Origin of the sequence: Arthrobacter sp. AG258 (assembly GCF_004364695.1) — a bacterium.
Classification (GTDB): Bacteria; Actinomycetota; Actinomycetes; order Actinomycetales; family Micrococcaceae; genus Arthrobacter.
In genome coordinates, this window is the sequence record NZ_SOBI01000010.1 from 83,565 (window position 1) to 103,181 (window position 19,617).

Here is a 19,617-nt window from a genome sequence, read left to right on the forward strand (position 1 = left end):
GCTGTCAGCGGGCGGCGAGGAGTTGATGGGCCTGCGCCACATCCAGCCGCATCTGTTCCACCAGGGCCTCAGGGCCACGATAGGCCACCATGCCCCGCAACCGTTCGACGAATTCCACGATCACTGTCTGGCCGTACAGATCGAAGTCCTCCACGGCTTCCTTGGGCCGGTCGATGACGTGTGCCTCGACTTGCCGGCTGACGCCGTCGAACGTGGGATTGGAGCCCACCGAAATCGCCGCCGGCCAGCGCGTTCCGGCCTGGTCCACCAGCCAGCCTGCGTAGATGCCGTCGGCCGGGATCAGTCCCGAGGCATTGGAGGCGAGGTTTGCGGTGGGGAAACCGAGCGCCCTGCCGCGGGCGGCACCGTGGACCACTTCGCCGCGCATCCGGTGGGCCCTGCCCAGCACCGCGGCAGCGGTGGCGACGTCGCCCTCCTGCAGCGCCTCGCGCACCCAGGTGGACGAGCAGCGCCGGTCGGTGGCTTCGTCGCCGTGCAGCGGGTAGCCCTCTGAGCCGAATTCGCTGATCACCTGGACATCGAAGCCGAACTTTTTGCCCAGCGCCTTCATGGTGTCCAGGTCACCGGAGTTGCCGCGGCCGAAGCGGGCATCGTGGCCGATGACAACGTGGCTCGCGTGCAGGCAGTCCACCAGGTACTGCTCCACGAATTCCTCGGCCGTCAGGCTGGCGAGGTCCAGGGAGTACTTGACCACGAGGACGGCGTCCAGGCCGAGCTCGCCCAGGGCCTCCAGCTTGTCCTCCAGGCCCATGATCAGTTCCGGCGCGGCCTCGGGGCGGTGGATCAGCGCAGGGTGGGGGTCGAAGGTGACGGCCACGGCCTTGGCGTGCGCGAGGCGGGCCGAGCGGATCAACTGGGAGAGCACCTGCTGGTGGCCGCGGTGAACGCCATCGAAATTGCCGAACGTGACAACGGATGGGCCGAAGTCCGCCGGGACATCGGACGGATCGTTCCAGATGTAGACCATCACCCTCGCCTTAAGCTGCCTGCAAAATCTGTGTCCCGGAGCCAGGCCGGCCGCGGAACTCTTCAAGGTTACCCGGATTCACTGCGCGGCCTTGGCCTGGGACGGGCGGCGGCGGTACAGCCACGCCAGCCCGAGGATGGGCAGCAGCAGCGGGATGAAGCCGTAGCCGCGGCCGAACAGCGACCAGACGGTCTCGTGCGGGAACTGCACGGAGTCCAGGACGCTCAGGGTCCCCACCACCAGGACACCCGCCAGTTCCACCAGGACGGCCGCTACGGAGACCTTGAACCAGGTGCTGCCTGCTTTGGCCAAGGAGACGGTGGCCACTACGTAGACCAGGGCGGCGAAGGCCGAGAGCAGGTAGGCCAGCGGGGCCTCGGAGAATTTGGTGAGGATCTGGTACCCGGCGCGGGCCGTGGCGGAGATCGCGAACACCCCATAGACCGCGATCAGCAGCCTGCCGGGCCCGGTATTGCGGGTGTTGCGGGCGGGTGCGTCCTCGGCCGGGCGGGCCTGCTGGTCTTTCATTTGTTTTGCTTCTTCCACTTCAGTACCAGATCTGGTTCATCCGCGCGGCCATCACCAGTGCGGTGACGCCGACGGCGGCCAGGACAAAGTTGCTCCACCGCGTCCGTTCCAGGATGGACCAGTACGCCGCTGCCGGGGGCAGGAGCATGGCGGTGGCCATGTAGCCCCAGAATTCCCAGGCTTCGCCTGCGATGTGTTCGCCGGCGATGACCCGCACGATGGAACCCACCAGGTAGACCACGAGAGCCAGTTCAACCGCGGCGACGGAGAGGATGGTGACGTCGTTGGGCGCTTTCTTCAGGATTCCGGCACCGAGGCAGAGCACCGTGGACACTAGGCCGACCACCAGGATGATCCAGAAGTATGCATCCACGCCTATGCCTCCGCGGCGGCGGTCGCGGCCGGGCCGGTGCCGGGGGCAAAGACCAGCACCGGTTTGGCGTAGCTGCCCGCATCGGCGAGGAGGGCCACCAAGGTGCCGTCCGGGGCGAAGGCTGCGGCCGGGTGTTCCGCCGTGGCGGTGCCCGCGGTGCCGGGGGCGGCCCCGGCAGCGATCCGCCGGCCGAAGGAGATTTCCGTGGTTTCCTCCGCGGTCAGCTCACGGTTGGGCATCAGGGCCCGGGCGGCGTGCGACATTTCCAGGATGGTGAGTTCTTCGGCGAGCTCTTCGAGGGTCCGCGCCTGGTCCAGCGAGTAGGGGCCCACTTGGGTCCTCCGGAGGGCGGTGAGGTGCCCGCCGGTGCCGAGGGCGTTGCCGAGGTCCCGGGCGAGGGCACGGATGTAGGTGCCGGAGGAGCATTCAACCGTGACATCGAGGTCGATGACGTCCGCGTCCGGATCCCGCCTGACGGCATGGACCTCGAACCGGTGGATGGTGACGGGGCGGGCGGCCAGCTTGACGTCCTCGCCGGAGCGCACCCGTGCATAGGCGCGTTCGCCGTTGACCTTGATGGCGCTGACGCTGCTGGGCACCTGCTCGATCCTGCCGGTGAGGGCTGCGACGCCGTCGTAAATTGCCTGCTCGCCCACCCCGGACGTGCCGGCCGTGGCGGTGACCTCCCCTTCGGCGTCGTCCGTCACGGTGGACTGGCCCAGCCGGATGGTGGCCGTGTAGGTCTTGGAGGTGCCCACGATATAGGTCAGCAGCCGGGTGGCCTTGTTGATACCGAGAACCAGGACGCCGGTGGCCATGGGGTCGAGGGTTCCCGCGTGCCCCACTTTCCGGGTACCTGCGAGGCGCCGCATCCGGCCAACCACGTCATGGCTGGTCCATCCCTGCGGCTTGTCCACTATCACCAGTCCAGAAAGCACGCCTCCCAGTATATCGGCGCAGGTTGGGGCGCCCGCACGCCATGCGGAGGGCGGACATGGACGGCTAGGATGGCTGGCATGCCCGAGCTTGCCGCCCACGTCCGCGACGTGCCCGTCAACCAGATCCGCGAGATCACCGAGGCCGCCTGGCGCACCCCGGACGCGCTGGTGCTGAGCATCGGCGAGCCCGGCTTCCCGCTCCCCCGCCACGTCCTGGACGCCGGCATTGCCTGCCTGGACCGCGATGAAACCAACTACACGCCGAACGCGGGGATCCCGGCCCTGCGGGAGGCGTTCGCGGCCAGGTTCCGCCAGGACCAGGGCGTCGATGTCGGGGCCGACCAGGTATACGTGGTGTCCGGCGCGCAGCAGGGCCTGCACTTGGCCATGAGCCTGCTGCTTTCCCCGGGCGACGAGATCCTGATCCCCAACCCGGGCTATCCCACCTTTGCCATGACCAGCCGGCTGCTCAATGCCGTGCCCGTGCAGTACCCGCTGCACCCGGACCACAACTTCCAACCCCGGGTGGCCGACGTCGAGGCCCTCATTACCGGCCGCACCCGGGTGCTGGTGCTCAACTCACCGTCAAACCCGCTGGGGGCCGTGCTGGGCGAGGACCTGGTCCGGGACCTGATGGACCTGGCCCGCCGGCACGATCTCTGGGTCATCTCCGACGAGTGCTACGAGGCGTTCACCTACGATGTGCCGCACGTGAGCCCGGCACGGTTCGACGCCGGCTCCCCGGAGGGGGCCCGCGTGTTCGCCTCCCTGACGCTGTCGAAAACGTACGGCCTCACCGGACTGCGGATTGGCGCGCTCATCTGCCCGCCGGGCCTCAAGCAGAAAATGGACAACGTCATGGAGTCGATCGTGTCGTGTGTGGCGTCCGCCCCGCAGTATGCGGCGCTCGCCGCCCTGACCGGGCCGCAGGACTACGTCCGGCACGCACATCGGCATTACCGGGAGAACCGGGATGCCGCCTCAGCGGTACTGGCTGCCAAGGGGATCCGTTTCCTCCCGGCGCAGGGTGCGTTCTACCTGTGGGCCGATCTGTCCCACGCGACCGGCGGCGATGTGCGGGCCTGGGTGCGGCGCTTCCTGGCGGACGCCGGTGTGGCGCTGGCGCCGGGGACCGCATTCGGCTCCATTGGCGAGGGTTGGGTGCGGATCGCGTTGTGCGGCCGGAAGCAGGAACTCCTTGAGGGCGTGTCGCGGCTTCCTGCCGCGTCCCGGTAGCGGCGCCCGCAAGACCTGGCGGCCGGCGTCAGGTTTGCGCGCCGGCGAGAGCCCGGTCCAGCCAGGAACGCAAGACGTCCGCCGGTGCGGCGCCGGCTTGGCGGGCCACCACCTTGCCGTCCACGATCACCATCAGTGTCGGAATGGCTTGGACATCGAACCGCCGCGACAAACCGGGAGACCTGTCCACGTCCACCTTGACAAGCTTGATCTTTCCCGGCCGCTCCCGCGCCAGCTTGTCCAGGACGGGGCTGACCATCCGGCAGGGCCCGCACCATGCGGCCCAGAAGTCCACCAGCACCGGCACTGCCGATTGCTCGGCGACCGCGGCAAAGTCCGGGTCGCCGGCAGACACAATCCACGGAAGGTCAGCCTTGCAGTTGCCGCAGCGCGGATGACCGACTGCCCGGACCGGCACCCGGTTGGTCTTTCCGCAGGCAGGGCAGGCGATGAGTGCGGTTTCCATGGCTAGTAGTCCTTCCTGCCGGCGAAGGCGCCCCACGCCTGGAAGGGGAGGTCCGACGTCGGGATGTCACCACGGGTGACCGGCATCAGGTCCGGCCGGGTGCCGTTGAAGTAGTCGTAGAAGAGGGCGTCATCGAAGCCCGCAGCCGCCGCCCCGTGCCGGTCTGCGGCAAAGTAGACATGGCCGATCCTGGCCCACAGGGCCGAGGCCAGGCACATGGGGCACGGCTCGCAGCTTGCGTAGAGCACGGATCCGGTGAGGTCGAAGTTTGCCGTTGCCGCCGCCGCTGCCCTGATGGCCACGACCTCCGCGTGGGCGGTGGGATCGTTGTCCCGGGTGACGCGGTTGACACCGGCGTGGGCTTTCCCGTCGGGGGTCACCACCACGGCAGCGAACGGTCCCCCGCCCAGGCCGACGTTCCGCGTTGCCAGGTCCACTGCCTGCTCGAGGTACGTGGAGGGGATGCCGTGCTCGTCCGAGGTCATAGCACGATCCTAGCCACGCGGGCGCTGTTGGGGGATAGAAAGGGGGCAACGCAGGGGGGATTCCCCCAACGACTACCCGCTGGTAGGAGCCTACGCTTGCGCGCGGGGGAACATTTCGCCTCCTCGGAGGCTTCCTATCCAGCCCGTCAAGGGCCCCGCACCCGGAGATCCCAATGAAAAAAAGACTCGCACTCTTAGCCTGTATCGCGGCCACCGCCGCCGCCATGGCGTCCGCTGGCCCCGCCTCTGCATCCACCCGCACACACGACTACGATGTCCTTGCAGATGAACTCGTCTCTCCCCTGCATGTCGCTGCAGGGACCGGAAAATCGGTCCTGGTGTCCCAGGACTTTGCCGGAAAACTCACCCGCATCAGCAGGGACGGCGCCACGAAGGACCTGGCGACCGAGACGCCCCAGGGCTGGGAGGTGGCCGGCTCCGACACCCACGGCAGCACCACGTATTACCTTGAAAGTGTGGGCGCCGGCCAGGGAGACCCCGCCGCACTGCACGGATACCTCAAGTCGATCGACGCCAAGGGCGATGTGGACACCATCGCCAATTTTGCCGACTACGAACGGCGCCACAACCCGGACGGAGACCAGCGCTACGGGTTTGGCCGTGACGTCAGCGATCAGTGCCTGGCCGGTTGGCCCGCGTTCCCGCCGGCAAAGTACAAAGGCACGGTTGACTCCCACCCTTATGCCCTGGCGGTCAAGGATGACACCGCCTATGTGGCCGACGCAGGGATGAACGCCGTGCTCAAGGTGAACCTGAAGAACGGCGACATCGATACAATCGCCGTCCTGCCGCCACGGCCGGCCACCATTCCGGCGGGTTTGAAGATCCCTGTGGACATGGAGGGGAACACCATGACGGTTCCGGACTGCGTGGTAGGGCACAAGTACGCCTTCGAGCCCGTGCCTACCGATGTGGTGATCGGCCCGGACGGGATGCTATATGTGACATCCCTGCCGGGCGGACCGGAAGGACCGGAGCTTGGTGCCCGCGGTGCGATTTTCAAGATCAACCCGTGGAACGGTGACACCGACCTCTGGGCGGACCACATTCTCAGCCCCACGGGCCTGGCGGTCGCCGGCAATGGTGATGTGTATGTGGCGTCCCTGTTCGGCGGCGAGATCCTGAAGTTCACGTGTGAGGGCAGCCGTTCCCAGTTCCTGGCTGTAAACATGCCCGCGGACGTCGACATCAGCGGCAACACGCTCTACGCCACGGCTGACGCGCTCGGGGATCCCTCGCAGCCGCCGTCCGGGAAGGTCATCAAAGCTGACCTGCACTAGGGATGCAGCACTGATGGGTTAAAAGCAGCAGGGCCCGGGATCAGCTCCCGGGCCCTGCTGGCGTCCTGCATGTTGCTGTCCTCGTCGACGTCGCCGTCGCTGCTGAGGCCGGTGTCTTACTTGTTGCTGTCCTCGTCGACGTCGCCGTCGCTGCTGAGGTCGGTTTCCTCTTCGTCGAAGTCGTCTTCGTCGATGTCGACGTCGTCGGACTTGTAGGGGTCGGCGTCACCGGCGTGCTGCGCATTGGCGGCCAGCGCGGCCACTTCGGCGTCACGCTTGCGGGCTTCCCGCAGGAGTTCCTCGAGGTTCGAAGCGTTGACCGGGATCTGGTCTGCCACGAACTCCAGGGTGGGGGTCAACCGGACGGTGATGTTCCGGCCGACTTCCTGCCGCAGCACACCCTTGGCCTTTTCAAGCCCCTTGGCGGCGTCGGCCTGGACAGCCTCGTCACCGAAGACCGTGTAGTAAACAGTGGCGTGCTGCAGATCATTGGTCACCCGGGCGTCGGTAACAGTAATGCCCTCAAGCCGGGGATCCTTGGCCTTCCGGCCCAGAGCCTCAGCAACAACAACCTTAATCCGCTGCGCCAATTTGGCAGCACGTGCCGGATCAGCCATGAACAACTCCTAAAGAAGAAAAATTTGGGACGTACGACGGCGGCGCAAACGACAGCCAACGCGCCCAGGGTCTGGATGCCACGCACCCAAGCGGGCCGATGACGCACCCGTTGGATTTTTTCCGGCGGCCCGGGAGTGGCATCGGGCCTGCCGAAGCTGGGCGGCGCGGGATCGAAGATCCCAAGCCGCCCAGCGAAGGGGCGGGGCCGCCGGAAAAATCCAACGGCCCCGGCCACGGACTAACAAGAGTTAGACGCGCGGCTTCTCGCGCATTTCGAAGGTCTCGATGATGTCGCCTTCGGTGATGTCGTTGTACGAGCCAAGACCGATACCACATTCGAAGTCCGTGCGGACCTCGGTGGCGTCGTCCTTGAACCGCTTGAGCGACTCGACCGTGAGGTTGTCACCAATGATCTTGCCGTCGCGGGTGACGCGTGCCTTGGCGTTGCGGCGGATGATGCCCGAGCGGACGATCGAGCCGGCGATGTTTCCGAACTTGGAGGAGCGGAACACTTCGCGGACCTCGGCGGTGCCAAGCTGGACTTCTTCGTACTCCGGCTTGAGCATGCCCTTGAGGGCTGCTTCGATGTCATCGATTGCTGCGTAGATGACGGAGTAGAAGCGCATGTCCACGCCTTCGCGGTCTGCCAGTTCGGCAACCCGCTCGGCGGGCTTGACGTTGAAGCCGATGATGACGGCGGAGTCGACCGTTGCCAGGTTGACGTCGTTCTGGGTGATGGCACCCACACCGCGGTGGATGACGCGCAGCTGCACGCCTTCGCCGACGTCGATCTTGAGCAGCGCGTCTTCGAGGGCTTCCACGGCACCGGACACGTCACCCTTGAGGATGAGGTTAAGGGTGTCGATCTTGCCTTCGGCGACGGCCTGGTCGAAGTCTTCCAGGCTGATCCGCTTGCGGCGCTTGGCCAGGGCGGCGTTGCGGTCGGCGGCTTCACGCTTCTCGGCGATCTGGCGGGCGGTGCGCTCGTCAGCGGTCACGAAGAAGGTGTCACCGGCGCGCGGGACGTTGGACAGACCCAGCACCTGCACGGGGCGGGACGGGCCTGCCTCGGTCAGGGCGCTGCCGTCGTCGTCGAACATCGCACGGACGCGGCCGTGGGCCGTGCCTGCCACGATGGTGTCGCCGACGCGCAGGGTGCCGGACTGCACCAGGACGGTGGCAACCGCACCGCGGCCCTTGTCCAGGTTGGCTTCGATCGCGATACCGCGGGCGTCCTTGTTCGGGTTGGCGCGCATGTCCAGGGCAGCGTCCGCGGTGAGCAGGACGGCCTCGAGCAGCTCGTCGATGTGGAGGTTCTGGCGGGCAGAAACTTCCACGAACATGGTGTCGCCACCGTATTCCTCGGGAACCAGTCCGTACTCGGTCAGCTGGCCGCGGACCTTTTCCGGGTTGGCGCCTTCCTTGTCGATCTTGTTCACTGCCACGACGATCGGTACGTTGGCCGCCTGGGCGTGGTTGAGCGCCTCAACGGTCTGGGGCATGACGCCGTCGTCCGCTGCGACCACCAGGATGGCGATGTCGGTGACCTTGGCACCTCGGGCACGCATGGCGGTGAACGCCTCGTGGCCCGGGGTATCGATGAAGGTGATCTTCCGGTCGTCGCCTTCGTGGTTGTGCGTGACCTGGTAGGCACCGATGTGCTGGGTGATGCCACCGTGTTCGCCCGCCATGACGTCGGACTTGCGGATGGCATCGAGCAGTCGGGTCTTACCGTGGTCGACGTGACCCATGACGGTGACTACCGGAGGACGTGCCTCAAGTTCCTCGTCGCCTTCGGCTTCGAGTTCGGCGTCAAAGTCGATGTCGAAGCTGGAGAGCAGCTCGCGTTCTTCGTCTTCCGGGGAGACGACCTGGAGCTTGTAGCCCAGTTCCTCGCCGAGGAGGGCGAAGGTGTCTTCGTCCAGGGACTGGGTGGCGGTAGCCATTTCACCAAGGTGGAACAGTACGGTCACCAGTGCAGCGGGGTTCGCCTCGATCTTGTCGGCGAAGTCCGTGATGGACGAGCCGCGGCGGAGCCGGATCACAGTGTTGCCGTCGCCGCGGGGTACGCTCACGCCACCCAGCGACGGGGCACTCATCTGCTCAAGTTCCTGGCGCTTGGCGCGCTTGGACTTGCGCTGCTTGCCACGGCCTGCGCCGCCCTTGCCGAAGGCACCCTGGGTGCCACCGCGGCCGCGGCCGCCCTTGCCGAACCCGCCACCGGCGGGAGCACCGCCGCCGCCACCGGGGCCACCGGTACCGGGAGCGCCGCCGGGGCGTCCGGGCCCGCGGCCGCCGCCGGGACGGCCGGCACCTGCGGGTGCGGGACGCTCGGTGCGGTTAGGCATCATGCCGGGAGTGGGACGGGGACCGCCGGGGCGCGGGGCGCCGGGACGGGGTCCACCGGCACCTGCCGCGGGACGGGGTCCACCGGCACCGGCTGCGGGGCGCGGACCACCGGGACGGGGTCCACCGGCACCGGCTGCGGGACGGGGACCGCCGGGACGGTCGCCGTCGCGGCCGCCGCCCGGTCGGGGCATGCCCTGTGAGGTGGCGAACGGGTTGTTGCCCGGACGCGGAGCGCGTTCACCGTCTCCGCCGCGGCCACGGGGCATGCCCTGTGAGGTGGCGAAGGGGTTGTTGCCCGGGCGGGGACCGCCGGGCCGGGGGCTGGAGGCACCCGGCGTGGAACCACCCGGACGGGTGGAGGGAGCCGGGGTCTCTGCCTTCGGGGCAGGGCGGGCGCCGGGCTTGGCTCCCGTGGACGGAGCCGCGGGGGCGGCCGGCGCGGGGGTTTCAGCTGCGGGAGCTGCCGGGGCAGCCTGGGCAGGCGTTGCCGGTGCTTGTGCCGCGGGGGCCGGAGCCTTGGGCGCGGCCGGGCCGGGTGCGGGTGCTGAAGGACGTGATCCTGCTGCGGGTGCGGGCGCCTTGGGGGCGGCTGCGGGCGTCGCGGCAGGGGCTGCCGACTTGGCAGCGGCGTCGGGGAAGGCGTTGCGCAGTTTCCGCACAACGGGGGCCTCAATGGTGGATGAGGCGGAGCGAACGAATTCGCCCAGTTCCTGCAGTTTTGTCACTGCATCTTTGGAAGTTATACCGAGCTCTTTGGCGAGCTCATGTACGCGGACCTTGGCCACATTTCTCCTGTCTCGGTCCGCACCGAGCCAGGCACGAACCGTCTACTTCTTACTGCGGACCCCAGCCGCTGTTGATGCGAAGGGGCCCATTGCAGAGCGCAACAAAGTTGTCATCGTTACGCACTCATCGCTGGGAACTCATCGGGTTTCCATCAGATTTCTGACCCGCTTTCAGGTTGGACGGTTGGTGTTGCAGCCACCGGGGCGGCGTCAACGTTCGGACCTGACATGATCCAGTGTTCGACGGCGGCTGTTCCGGTCGCGCCCGGAAGGGCACGTCCGAATGCTCGCCGCTTGATCGCCAGAGCCAGGCACGATTGGCTGGGGTGCAGCCATGCACCCCGGCCAGACATCCGGCGTCGTTCATCCACCAGGACAGCGGTTAACCCGCTGCCTTCGGCGACGAGCCGGAGCAACTGCGACCGCAGGCCTTTCTTCCGGCATCCGATGCAGGTACGTTCGGGCTGACTCCCGGTGGAAAGCACTTCTGCCACGGTCATCGTCCTGACGTTCATTCTGCTGGCCCTCGAATACCCGCCTCCGGAGTCCCGGAAAACTGGCATGCACAGGGCACACGGCTGCCGGCCGTTAGGCGCGGTCTTATCTATTCTAGCCCCTTTGGGCCCTTCTGCCCGAAACCGGGTGGCTGCCGGAGTCCGGCAGCCACCCTGCCTTGAACGTTATTTGTCGCGGGGGGCCGCGGCGTCGGAGACGATGTCGATCCGCCAGCCCGTCAGCTTTGCCGCCAGGCGGGCGTTCTGGCCTTCCTTGCCGATGGCCAGGGACAGCTGGTAGTCGGGGACCACCACCCGGGCGGACCGGGTTGCTTCGTCGGTAATGGTGACGGAATTCACGCGCGACGGCGAGAGGGCGCTGGCGATGAAGGTCGCCGGGTTCTCGCTGAAATCGACGATGTCGATCTTTTCGTCGTTGAGTTCGGTCATGACAGCCCGGACCCGCGATCCCATTTCCCCGATGCACGCGCCCTTGGCGTTGATCCCGGGAGTGTTCGCCTTCACGGCAATCTTGGTCCGGTGTCCGGCCTCGCGTGCCAGTGCCACGATTTCCACCGAGTGGTCGGCAATCTCGGGCACTTCGAGTTCGAAAAGCTTCCGGACCAGGCCCGGGTGCGAGCGGGACAGCGTGACTGACGGACCCTTGGTGCCGCGGTGGACGTCGATCACCAGGGCGCGCAGGCGGTTGCCGTGGATGTACTTTTCCCCGGGGACCTGCTCCGGGGGCGGCAGCAGCGCCTCCAGCGATCCGAGGTTGACCTGGATCATGTGCGGGTTGTTGCCCTGCTGGATGGTGCCGGACACCAGCTCGCCCTCGCGGCCCTTGAACTCGCCCAGGACGTTGTCATCCTCGACGTCGCGGAGCCGCTGCAGGATGATTTGGCGCGCAGTGCTGGCAGCGATCCGGCCGAACCCTTCGGGGGTGTGCTCGAATTCGCCGATCGGAGCGCCGTCGTCGTCAATTTCGACAGCCCAGATGGTCACGTGGCCGCTCTTGCGGTCCAGCTCGGCACGCGCTTTTTCGAAGGCGCCGGGCGACTTGTGGTAGGCCACCAGGAGCGCCTGCTCGATGGTGGGGATCAGGAGGTCCAGCGGGATTTCACGCTCACGCTCCAAAAGCCTCAGTGCGCTCATGTCAATATCCATCAGGCCTCCTCGGAAGGTCCATTGTGTTCAGGTTCCAGACCATCCCCGGAGAGGTGGCTGAATTCGATCTCGACTTTTCCGTTGCGGATCCTGTCGAAAGGAAGCTTTACGGGTTCGCCCTGCCGGGGCTTCATGCCCTTCTTGACGGCGACCTCGGGGACCAGGGTCACGCCGTCGTCGTCCACCGACTGGATGCGCCCGGTGACGTTCTCACCCTGGACCACGTTGACCTTGACCATCCGGCCACGGGCACGGTGCCAGTGGCGTGGTTCGGTCAGGGGACGCCCGACGCCGGGCGAGGACACCTCGAGGTCGTACGGGCGCGTGTCGGCGCTGGGGTCGTTGTCCAGGACGTCGGAGAGCACCTTCGAGATGTCGGCAATGACGTCCAGGCTGACACCGCCCGTTTCCTCCTGCGGGAGGTCCACCACGACGTTGACCACCCGGTGCGAGCCGGCGATGTTGATGGCCACGTCCTCAAGGTAGAGCCGGTTGGCCAGGACGGCGGGCTCCAAAAGAGCCCGGAGCCGGGCGGCTTCCGGGTTGTGGGCCGGTGCGGATCCGCTTCCCGTACCGGTGTGGTCTGGTGAAGCCGTGGCTTCTGCATTGCTCACGATGCCGGCCGCCCTCCCTATAGATGATGTGTGTTTACTAGCGTAGCTATTTTACCGGCCCAGTGGTGCACCGGGGTTCCCCCGCAGCGTGACACCATGGTCTGTTGTGAATGACCGCCGCCATGACAGCCACCCGAGCCTGCGTCCGTTCCGTGTTGCCGCCCTCGCCTTGGCGGCGCTGGTTGTCCTGAGCCTCGGTTTCGCCATGGTTCCCGCGGAAAAGCCCGCGCCGGCGGTTCTTTCCTTTTCGGAGCAGGCCCGGGCGGCGGCGCTCACGGACGCCCTGGAACTGCGGGCTGCGGGACAGGGCCTGACGGCCGACGGCGCCGTGGATTCGACCACGGTGGACGCCGTTGTGACGTTGCTGACCATCCAGGCCAGGGCCCTCCAGTCCCCTTCCCCCGAAGCTGGCGCGCAGGGGTCGGGGTCCCCGTCGCCAGCCTCTGCCACCCCTGCCAAGGGGGCGGCAGAGGTGGTCCAGGCACTCGCCGCGAGCGGCCGCGTCCGCATCAGGGACGCAGGCGAGGCCGACGGCGGCTTGGCCCGCCTCCTGGCCGGGACCGGCACAGCCCAGCTGCTCGCGGCCGGGAGGCTCGCTGCGGCGGCCGGGCTGCCGGCGCCGCAGGGCACGGCACCATTACCCGACGCGGATGCTTCCGGGGCTGCCGCCGGCGCGTCACCCTGCGTGGCGCCACCTGCCACTGCGGCCGCGCCGGAGTCCATCGGGTCCGGCGCTCCTGCCGGCGCGCGCCAGGCCTTGGCAGCCGTAACTGTCGCCGAGCAGCAGGCCATCTATGCCTACCAGGCGGCCCTCCCCCGCCTCGCACCGGCGGAGGCGGGCCCTGCGTCTGAATTCCTGGGCCAGCACAAACGCCTTGCCGCGGCCGCGGAAGCACGCTTCCGGCGTGCCTGCGGAGCACCCGTGCCGCAGCAGCCGGGCTATATCCTCGATGGCGGCTTCCTGGCCGCACCTGTGGCGGGGCTGGGCCGGATCGAAGCGTCAACCTTGGCGGCCTACGGCGATGCCGTGGCACTGACCCAGGGCCAGGACCGGGCCTGGGCCCTGGGGGCGCTCGAGTCCACGGCGGTCCGGGCCGCGCGGTGGGGCGCAGACCCGGGACCGGTTCCAGGCCTCATCCTGGACGTGGGGCAACTGCCTGCGCTTCGTGGCGGCGAATCCGCCACGGCATCCCCCACACCATCCTGACCGCAAACTGTGCACCGTTGACTCCCGAAGGCGCCGGCTCGCAGGGGACCACGCCGGAGGGGTGGCACCGGAGCGTCCGGGGTGGTTTGCTGAAGGCATGAACGCGGACGAACCGGCCGACGCCCGGGGCACCACCCCGGAAACCCCGGAGCTGAACCGCCACCGTGAGACCGAACCCCACGGCGACGATACAGCCCACCGGCTGAACTGGCTGCGTGCCGGTGTCCTGGGCGCCAACGACGGCATCGTCTCCGTGGCGGCGATCGTGGTGGGCGTGGCAGGTGCCACCGCCGCGTCCGGCCCCATCCTCACAGCGGGTGTCGCCGGCGTGGTGGGCGGTGCGGTGTCCATGGCGTTGGGCGAGTACGTTTCCGTGAGCAGCCAAAGTGACAGCCAGCGGGCCCTCATCGAGAAGGAACGCCGGGAACTGGCGGAAGAACCGGACGCGGAACTGGCCGAGTTGACCGCCATCTACCAGGCCAAGGGGTTGACCCCCGAGACTGCAGCCAAGGTGGCCCGGGAACTTACGGCCCATGATGTCCTGGCAGCACACTTGTCCGCGGAACTGAACATTGACGAAACGGATATCGTCAGTCCCTGGCACGCGGCGTTCGCCTCGGCGCTCGCCTTTACCATCGGCGCCATCCTGCCCATGCTGGCTATTCTCCTTCCGCCGCCGGAGCTCCGGATCCCGTTGACGTTCGTGTCGGTTTTGGTGGCCCTGGCGTTGACGGGAGCCCTGGGGGCATGGATTGGCGGGGGGTCAAGAACCAAGGCGGCCGTCCGGGTGGTGGTGGGCGGGGCCCTGGCGCTGGCTGCGACGTTCCTCATCGGCAACCTGCTCGGCGCCTCGGGCGTTGTCTGATCCGGTGACCAGGGCGCAGGCAGTCTCCATCCCTCCGGACCTCGAGTCCCGGTACGCACGCACCAGCGCCGGCCGGGCCTGGATCGGCGCCTTGACCGGGCTGCTGGAGGACCGCTTGGCGCAGTGGCACCTTGAGGTCGACCTGGCCCCCGCCAGCCTCCCCTGGAGCGGGCACGGCGGCATGGTGGTCCCGGTCCGGCAGGAGGACGGCTGCCCTGCGGCGCTCAAGATCGCTTTTCCCCACGACGAGGCCATGGTGGAGCGCCATGCGCTGGCGCTTTGGAACGGGCTGGGCGCCGTGACCCTGCTGGCCTCGGACACCGGGTCATGCGCCATGCTCCTGGAACGCCTTGACGCCGGGCGGTCGCTGGCTGCCCTGCCGGTGGACGACGCCGTCCCGGTGTGGGGTGCCTTGGTCCGGCAGTTGGGGCTGGTCCCGGATAAGCGCCCGCAGTGGCTGGAGTTCGGCCACATTGCAGCGCGGGCGGAGCAGTGGAGCGACGACTTTCCCGCGGATTGGGAGCAGCTTGGACGGCCTTTTCCCCGCTGGCTGCTGGAAGCCGCCCTGGAAGTGTGCCAGACCCGCGGCGTGGTCGGGCGGAGGTCTGCCCGGGACCTGCTGGTCCACACAGACCTGCATTTCCTGAATGTCCTGGCCCGTCCCGGGACTGCGGCACCGGATGGGCCACACGGGCGGGACGGTTACGCGGCCATCGACCCGCAGCCAATGATCGGCGAGCCGGAATTCGCCGTCGCGCCCCTGCTGTGGAACCGCCTGGCGGATCTGCCGGCAAAAGATGCCGGCCGCGCCCTGCTCCGGCGGTGCCACGACTTCAGCACGGCCGCCGGCCTCGACCCGGACGCGGCCCGGCAATGGGGCATCGCCAGGGAGGTGGACAACGCGCTGTGGTACGCCGCGCACGGGCACGACGGCGACCTGGCCCGGTCGCTCTGGGTTGCCAGCACGCTGGCCGGGGGCACCCTGGAGAGCTTGCCGCACCCCCATGCCCTGCCGGAGCCGGGCCAGGGCGGATAGGAGCCGGCAGCCGGCCGGAACGTCCCGCCCCGGAAATGGTCACGAATTCCGCACGGCGGCCAGGGCTGAGCGGACAGCTTCCACGGCGGTGGCGACGTCCCCACCGCCGGTATGCCAGTTGCTCACGGAGACGCGGAGGATGTCGCGGTCCTGCCAACGCGAACCGGACATCCATACTTTCCCGTCCTCGATGATGCGGGCCGTCACCGCACGGGTGGTCTCGTCGTCTCCGAACGCGATGCACACCTGGGTGTAGCCGACGTCATTGAGGACCTCCACGCCGTCCAGCGCTGCCAGGCCGTCGGCGATCGCGGCGGCAGCAGCCGCCAGCCCGGCCACCTGGGCTGCGACCCCATCGCGGCCCAGGCTTTTCAGGGCTGCCCAGACCGGCACTCCGCGGGCGCGCCGCGACAACTCCGGGACCTTCTCGAACGGGTCCCCCGGGCCTTCGGCGTCGTGCACGAGGTAACTGGCGTGCAGGCCCATGGCGGCCCGGAGCGCCGCGGCGTCCCGGACAATCGCAATGCCGCAGTCATAGGGCACGTTCAGGGTCTTGTGGGCATCGGTGCCCCACGAGTCTGCTTCCTCGAAGCCTGCGGTGAGGTGCCGCAGTTCCGGCGCGGCAGCCGCCCACAATCCGAACGCACCATCGATGTGCACCCACGCCCCGTGCTTGCGCGCGACGGCGATGGCGTCCGCAAACGGGTCGAAGGCGCCGGAGTGCAGGTTCCCGGCCTGGAGGCACACCAGGGCGGGTCCCGTGCCGGACGCGAGTGCGGCATCCAGCGCGGCAGGGACCAGGCGCCCTTGACCGTCGGCGTCCACCGCCGTCGGCTGTCCCAGCCCAAGGTACCGCAGGCCGAGGTCCACGGTGTCGTGGCGCTCCTTGCCCACGAAGCAGCGGATCCGGGGTGCGCCGGACAGCCCGTCGCGGTCCAGGTCCCAGCCTGCGCCGGTCAGCAGCCGCCACCGGGCGGCAGCCATGCCAGTGAAATTCGCCATGGTGGCGCCGGTGACGAACCCGACGTCCGCGGCGCCGGGCAACCCCAACAAGTCCAGCAGCCAGGTGCCGGCGGCTTCCTCTATGGCAGCCGTGGCCGGAGTGGCATAGCGCAGGCCGGCATTCTGGTCCCAGGCGCTGACCAGCCAGTCCGAGGCAAGGGCAGCGGGAAGGGTGCCGCCGATCACCCAGCCGAAAAACCGGCCCGCGGGCATGGCCATGAGTCCAGGTTCGGCCGCGGCGGCAAGCAGGTCGATGACCTCTGCCGCCGGCATGCCGGCGTCCGGGAGCGGCCCGCCAAAGGCTGCGGCAAGCTCGGACGCGTGCAGGCTGGGCCCCACAGGCCGGATTGGAAGGCTGGCCAGCCAGGCTTGGGTGTGCCTAGCCGCGGCCGCGAGTGCCGGTGCGTACTCGTCATCCCCGGGTGCCATACCTGCATGCTACGCCCGGGCGGGTTCCGCCACGAGGAGCAGTTTTGCGCACCGGTCAGGCGAAGTTGTCCTCCCAGACGTCGTAGCCGAGCTTGACGATCAGCGCGGCGACAACCACCAGGAAGACCACCCGGACAAACTTGCTGCCCTGGTTCACAGCGGTGCGGGCGCCAAGGTAGCCGCCGGCCATGTTGGCTGCCCCGAGCAGCAGGCCGAGGCCCCACAGGATGGACCCGTGCGGCAGGAAGAACAGCAGCGCACCGGCGTTGGTGGCCATGTTCACGATCTTGGCTTTGGCGCTGGCCTCCAGGAACGCGTAGCCCATGGCGGACACCAGGGCGATGACCAGGAAGGACCCCGTCCCGGGACCGATGAGTCCGTCGTAGAAGCCGATCACGGCACCGATGAGGCAGGCGACGACGTAGTGCTTGTGGCCGTCGTGCCGCAGCGCCGTCAGCTCGCCCACAGTGGGCTTCAGCGCGGTGAAGAGTGCGACGGCGACCAGCGCCACCACGATGATCGGCTTGAACACCCCGGCGGGCAGGGAAGCGGCCAGGCTGGCGCCGCCAAAACTGCCTGCCAAGGCAATGGCTGCCATGGGAACGGCGGTCCGAAGGTCTGGTCCCACCCGCCGGTAGTACGTCGCTGCACTCGTGGCGGTTCCGAAGATGGAGCCCATCTTGTTGGTGGCCAATGCCTGCACCGGCGCGATGCCGGGAACCAGCAGCAGCGCCGGAAGCTGGATGAGGCCTCCCCCGCCCACTACCGCATCAACCCAGCCGGCCGCGAACCCAGCTACCACGATCAGGATGATGGTGGTGAGCTGGATCGACTCGAAGCCGGAGATCACCGGTTGCGGACGGCGTTGACCACGTAGTCGACGGCCTTGTCCACTGCAACGTTCTCGGCCTCGCCGCTGCGGCGGTCCTTGATCTCCACCACGCCGTCCACCAGTCCGCGGCCTACGGCCAGGATGGTGGGCACGCCCACAAGCTCGGCATCGCCAAACTTCACGCCGGGCGAGACTTTGGGGCGGTCGTCGTAGATCACGGAGAGGCCGGCCTCTTCGAGTTCTGCGGACAACTTTTCCGCTGCCTGGAAGATTTCGTCCCCGCGGCCCACGGCCACGACGTGGACGTCGGCCGGAGCCACCGTGCGGGGCCAGACCAGGCCGCGCTCGTCATGGTTGGCTTCGGCAAGCGCGGCAACGGCACGGGTGACGCCGACGCCATAGGAGCCCATGGTGACCACCACCTGCTTGCCATTCTGGTCCAGGACCTTGAGGTCAAGGGCTTCGGCATACTTGCGGCCGAGCTGGAAGATGTGGCCCATCTCGATGCCGCGGGCCGTCTCCAGGGGGCCGGAACCGTCAGGTGAGGGGTCCCCTGCGCGGACTTCGGTGCACTCGATGACGCCGTCCCAGGTGAAGTCGCGTCCGGCCACCAGGCCGAAGACGTGCTTGCCTGCCTGGTTGGCGCCGGTAATCCACGTTGTTCCGCTGACCACGCGCGGGTCCACGAGGTACAGCAGCTTGGTGGCACTCTCGGTACCCAGGAGCGGCTGGTCGAGCGACAGGCCGGGGCCCAGGTAGCCCTTGACGATCAGGGGCTGCTTCTTGAGGTCTTCCTCGCCGGCCTGCTCGAGGCCGATCTCGCCCGCGATCGGCAGGAACGCACCAATGTTGGCTTCCACGCGCTTGAGGTCCACGGCGCGGTCACCGGGAACGCCGATGACCACCAGCTGCCGCTCGCCGGTGGGCAGCGTCACGGCGAGGACCACATTCTTCAGCGTGTCAGAGGCGCTCCAGGCGCCGCCGTCGGCCTCTGCCCGCGGGGCAATCTGGTTCGAAGCCGCCACCAGCGTCTCGATGGTGGGCGTATCCGGGGTGTCCAGGACTTCGGCGGCCGGGGCGTTGCTGAAGTCGATCTCGTCGGGAACCACGGTGGTGACGGCCTCAACGTTGGCTGCATACCCGCCGGCGGAACGGACGAAAGTGTCCTCCCCGATTTCGGTGGGGAACAGGAATTCCTCGCTCTTGGACCCGCCCATGGCACCGGCGGTGGCTGCCACCGGAACCACCTCGAGGCCCAGGCGTTCGAAGATCTTCAGGTAGGCGCCCCGGTGGGCTGCGTAGCTGGCATCCAGGCCGGCGTCGTCGACGTCGAAGGAGTAGGAGTCCTTCATGATGAACTCACGGCCGCGCAGGAGGCCCGCACGCGGGCGTGCTTCATCGCGGTACTTGTTCTGGATCTGGTACAGGCTCAGCGGGAGGTCCTTGTAGGAGGAATACAGGTCCTTGACCAGGAGCGTGAACATTTCCTCGTGCGTGGGAGCCAGCAGGTAGTCGGCGCCTTTGCGGTCCTGGAGCCGGAACAGGCCCTCACCGTACTCGGTCCATCGGTTGGTGGCCTCATACGGCTCGCGCGGGAGGAGTGCCGGGAAGTGCACTTCCTGGGCGCCGATGGCGGCCATTTCCTGGCGGATGATCTCCTCGACCTTGCGCAGGACGCTCAGCCCCAGCGGAAGCCACGTGTAGATTCCGGGAGCCGCGCGGCGGATGTAGCCGGCGCGGACCAACAGTTTGTGGCTGGCAACCTCGGCATCGACGGGGTCTTCGCGCAGCGTGCGAAGGAAAAACTGGGACAGTCGTAGGACCACGGGTGGTATCCGTTTCTGGGGAAGTGCTGGGTCAGCAGGGCCGGACAATTCGTCTGGGTACTAATCTACCGGCACACA

At 68.0% G+C, this 19,617-nt stretch carries 19 protein-coding genes; 5 read left to right on the plus strand and 14 right to left on the minus strand.

From position 1 onward, the window contains the following. Positions 1–4 precede the first annotated feature (4 nt). The 4 genes from DFO47_RS18725 to truB all read right to left on the minus strand — a co-directional run bounded on the left by DFO47_RS18725 (position 5) and on the right by truB (position 2,827). Positions 5–988, minus strand: a complete 984-nt coding sequence (locus DFO47_RS18725; protein WP_018763486.1) for a bifunctional riboflavin kinase/FAD synthetase — start codon at positions 986–988, stop codon at positions 5–7. Between the two features lie 78 nt (positions 989–1,066). Next, entirely contained in the window at positions 1,067–1,516 is a 450-nt protein-coding gene (locus DFO47_RS18730) for a hypothetical protein (protein ID WP_018763485.1), read from the minus strand. 19 nt (positions 1,517–1,535) lie between these two features. Then, complete coding sequence (locus DFO47_RS18735) at positions 1,536–1,889, minus strand: hypothetical protein (protein ID WP_133832596.1); 354 nt, start codon at positions 1,887–1,889, stop codon at positions 1,536–1,538. A 2-nt stretch (positions 1,890–1,891) separates the two neighbouring features. Further along, positions 1,892–2,827 (minus strand): tRNA pseudouridine(55) synthase TruB, encoded by a 936-nt coding sequence (gene truB, locus DFO47_RS18740; protein ID WP_133832597.1) that lies wholly within the window; start codon positions 2,825–2,827, stop codon positions 1,892–1,894. A 78-nt stretch (positions 2,828–2,905) separates the two neighbouring features. Here truB and DFO47_RS18745 point away from each other — a divergent pair, with 78 nt between their 5' ends. Beyond that, complete coding sequence (locus tag DFO47_RS18745; protein ID WP_208294433.1) at positions 2,906–4,063, plus strand: aminotransferase class I/II-fold pyridoxal phosphate-dependent enzyme; 1,158 nt, start codon at positions 2,906–2,908, stop codon at positions 4,061–4,063. 28 nt (positions 4,064–4,091) lie between these two features. On the opposite strand, the gene trxA is transcribed toward DFO47_RS18745, so the two are convergent. Beyond that, complete coding sequence (gene trxA, locus DFO47_RS18750) at positions 4,092–4,529, minus strand: thioredoxin (RefSeq protein ID WP_133832599.1); 438 nt, start codon at positions 4,527–4,529, stop codon at positions 4,092–4,094. 2 nt (positions 4,530–4,531) lie between these two features. Then, positions 4,532–5,014 carry a nucleoside deaminase gene (locus tag DFO47_RS18755; protein WP_018763480.1) on the minus strand — a complete coding sequence of 161 codons (483 nt, stop codon included), beginning with the start codon at positions 5,012–5,014 and terminating at the stop codon, positions 4,532–4,534. Positions 5,015–5,187: 173 nt separating this feature from the next. On the opposite strand from DFO47_RS18755, the gene DFO47_RS18760 reads away from it, so the two are divergent. Next, positions 5,188–6,315, plus strand: coding sequence for a ScyD/ScyE family protein (locus tag DFO47_RS18760; protein WP_133832600.1), 1,128 nt, complete (start codon positions 5,188–5,190; stop codon positions 6,313–6,315). A 116-nt stretch (positions 6,316–6,431) separates the two neighbouring features. On the opposite strand, the gene rbfA is transcribed toward DFO47_RS18760, so the two are convergent. From rbfA to rimP, 5 genes are all read right to left on the minus strand, one after another. Further along, positions 6,432–6,932 carry a 30S ribosome-binding factor RbfA gene (gene rbfA / locus DFO47_RS18765; protein WP_133832601.1) on the minus strand — a complete coding sequence of 167 codons (501 nt, stop codon included), beginning with the start codon at positions 6,930–6,932 and terminating at the stop codon, positions 6,432–6,434. Between the two features lie 249 nt (positions 6,933–7,181). Further along, entirely contained in the window at positions 7,182–10,067 is a 2,886-nt protein-coding gene (gene infB, locus DFO47_RS18770) for a translation initiation factor IF-2 (protein ID WP_018763477.1), read from the minus strand. A gap of 152 nt (positions 10,068–10,219) precedes the next feature. Continuing rightward, entirely contained in the window at positions 10,220–10,630 is a 411-nt protein-coding gene (locus tag DFO47_RS18775; protein ID WP_347876409.1) for a YlxR family protein, read from the minus strand. Between the two features lie 117 nt (positions 10,631–10,747). Beyond that, a complete protein-coding gene (gene nusA, locus DFO47_RS18780) occupies positions 10,748–11,728 on the minus strand; it encodes a transcription termination factor NusA (RefSeq protein WP_018763475.1) in 981 nt (326 codons plus the stop codon). Further along, entirely contained in the window at positions 11,728–12,342 is a 615-nt protein-coding gene (rimP, locus tag DFO47_RS18785; RefSeq protein WP_109044919.1) for a ribosome maturation factor RimP, read from the minus strand. The genes nusA and rimP overlap by 1 nt, the downstream gene beginning before the upstream one ends. Positions 12,343–12,448: 106 nt before the next feature. Here rimP and DFO47_RS18790 point away from each other — a divergent pair, with 106 nt between their 5' ends. The 3 genes from DFO47_RS18790 to DFO47_RS18800 all read left to right on the plus strand — a co-directional run bounded on the left by DFO47_RS18790 (position 12,449) and on the right by DFO47_RS18800 (position 15,450). Beyond that, entirely contained in the window at positions 12,449–13,549 is a 1,101-nt protein-coding gene (locus tag DFO47_RS18790; RefSeq protein WP_133832603.1) for a DUF4439 domain-containing protein, read from the plus strand. Between the two features lie 97 nt (positions 13,550–13,646). Then, positions 13,647–14,414, plus strand: a complete 768-nt coding sequence (locus DFO47_RS18795) for a VIT family protein (protein ID WP_018763472.1) — start codon at positions 13,647–13,649, stop codon at positions 14,412–14,414. A 4-nt stretch (positions 14,415–14,418) separates the two neighbouring features. Continuing rightward, positions 14,419–15,450 carry an aminoglycoside phosphotransferase family protein gene (locus DFO47_RS18800; protein WP_133832604.1) on the plus strand — a complete coding sequence of 344 codons (1,032 nt, stop codon included), beginning with the start codon at positions 14,419–14,421 and terminating at the stop codon, positions 15,448–15,450. 39 nt (positions 15,451–15,489) lie between these two features. Here DFO47_RS18800 and DFO47_RS18805 read toward each other — a convergent pair whose 3' ends face one another. Genes DFO47_RS18805 through DFO47_RS18815 form a run of 3 tightly spaced genes read right to left on the minus strand, consistent with a single transcriptional unit; the run spans position 15,490 to position 19,539 of the window. Then, the gene (locus tag DFO47_RS18805) at positions 15,490–16,881 is read right to left on the minus strand and encodes a pyridoxal-dependent decarboxylase (RefSeq protein WP_133832605.1); all 1,392 of its coding nucleotides are present in this window, start codon (positions 16,879–16,881) and stop codon (positions 15,490–15,492) included. 55 nt (positions 16,882–16,936) lie between these two features. Beyond that, positions 16,937–17,731, minus strand: a complete 795-nt coding sequence (locus tag DFO47_RS18810) for a TSUP family transporter (RefSeq protein ID WP_133832606.1) — start codon at positions 17,729–17,731, stop codon at positions 16,937–16,939. Then, the gene (locus tag DFO47_RS18815) at positions 17,728–19,539 is read right to left on the minus strand and encodes a proline--tRNA ligase (RefSeq protein WP_133832607.1); all 1,812 of its coding nucleotides are present in this window, start codon (positions 19,537–19,539) and stop codon (positions 17,728–17,730) included. Before DFO47_RS18815 ends, DFO47_RS18810 begins: the two co-directional genes overlap by 4 nt. Positions 19,540–19,617: the final 78 nt, after the last annotated feature.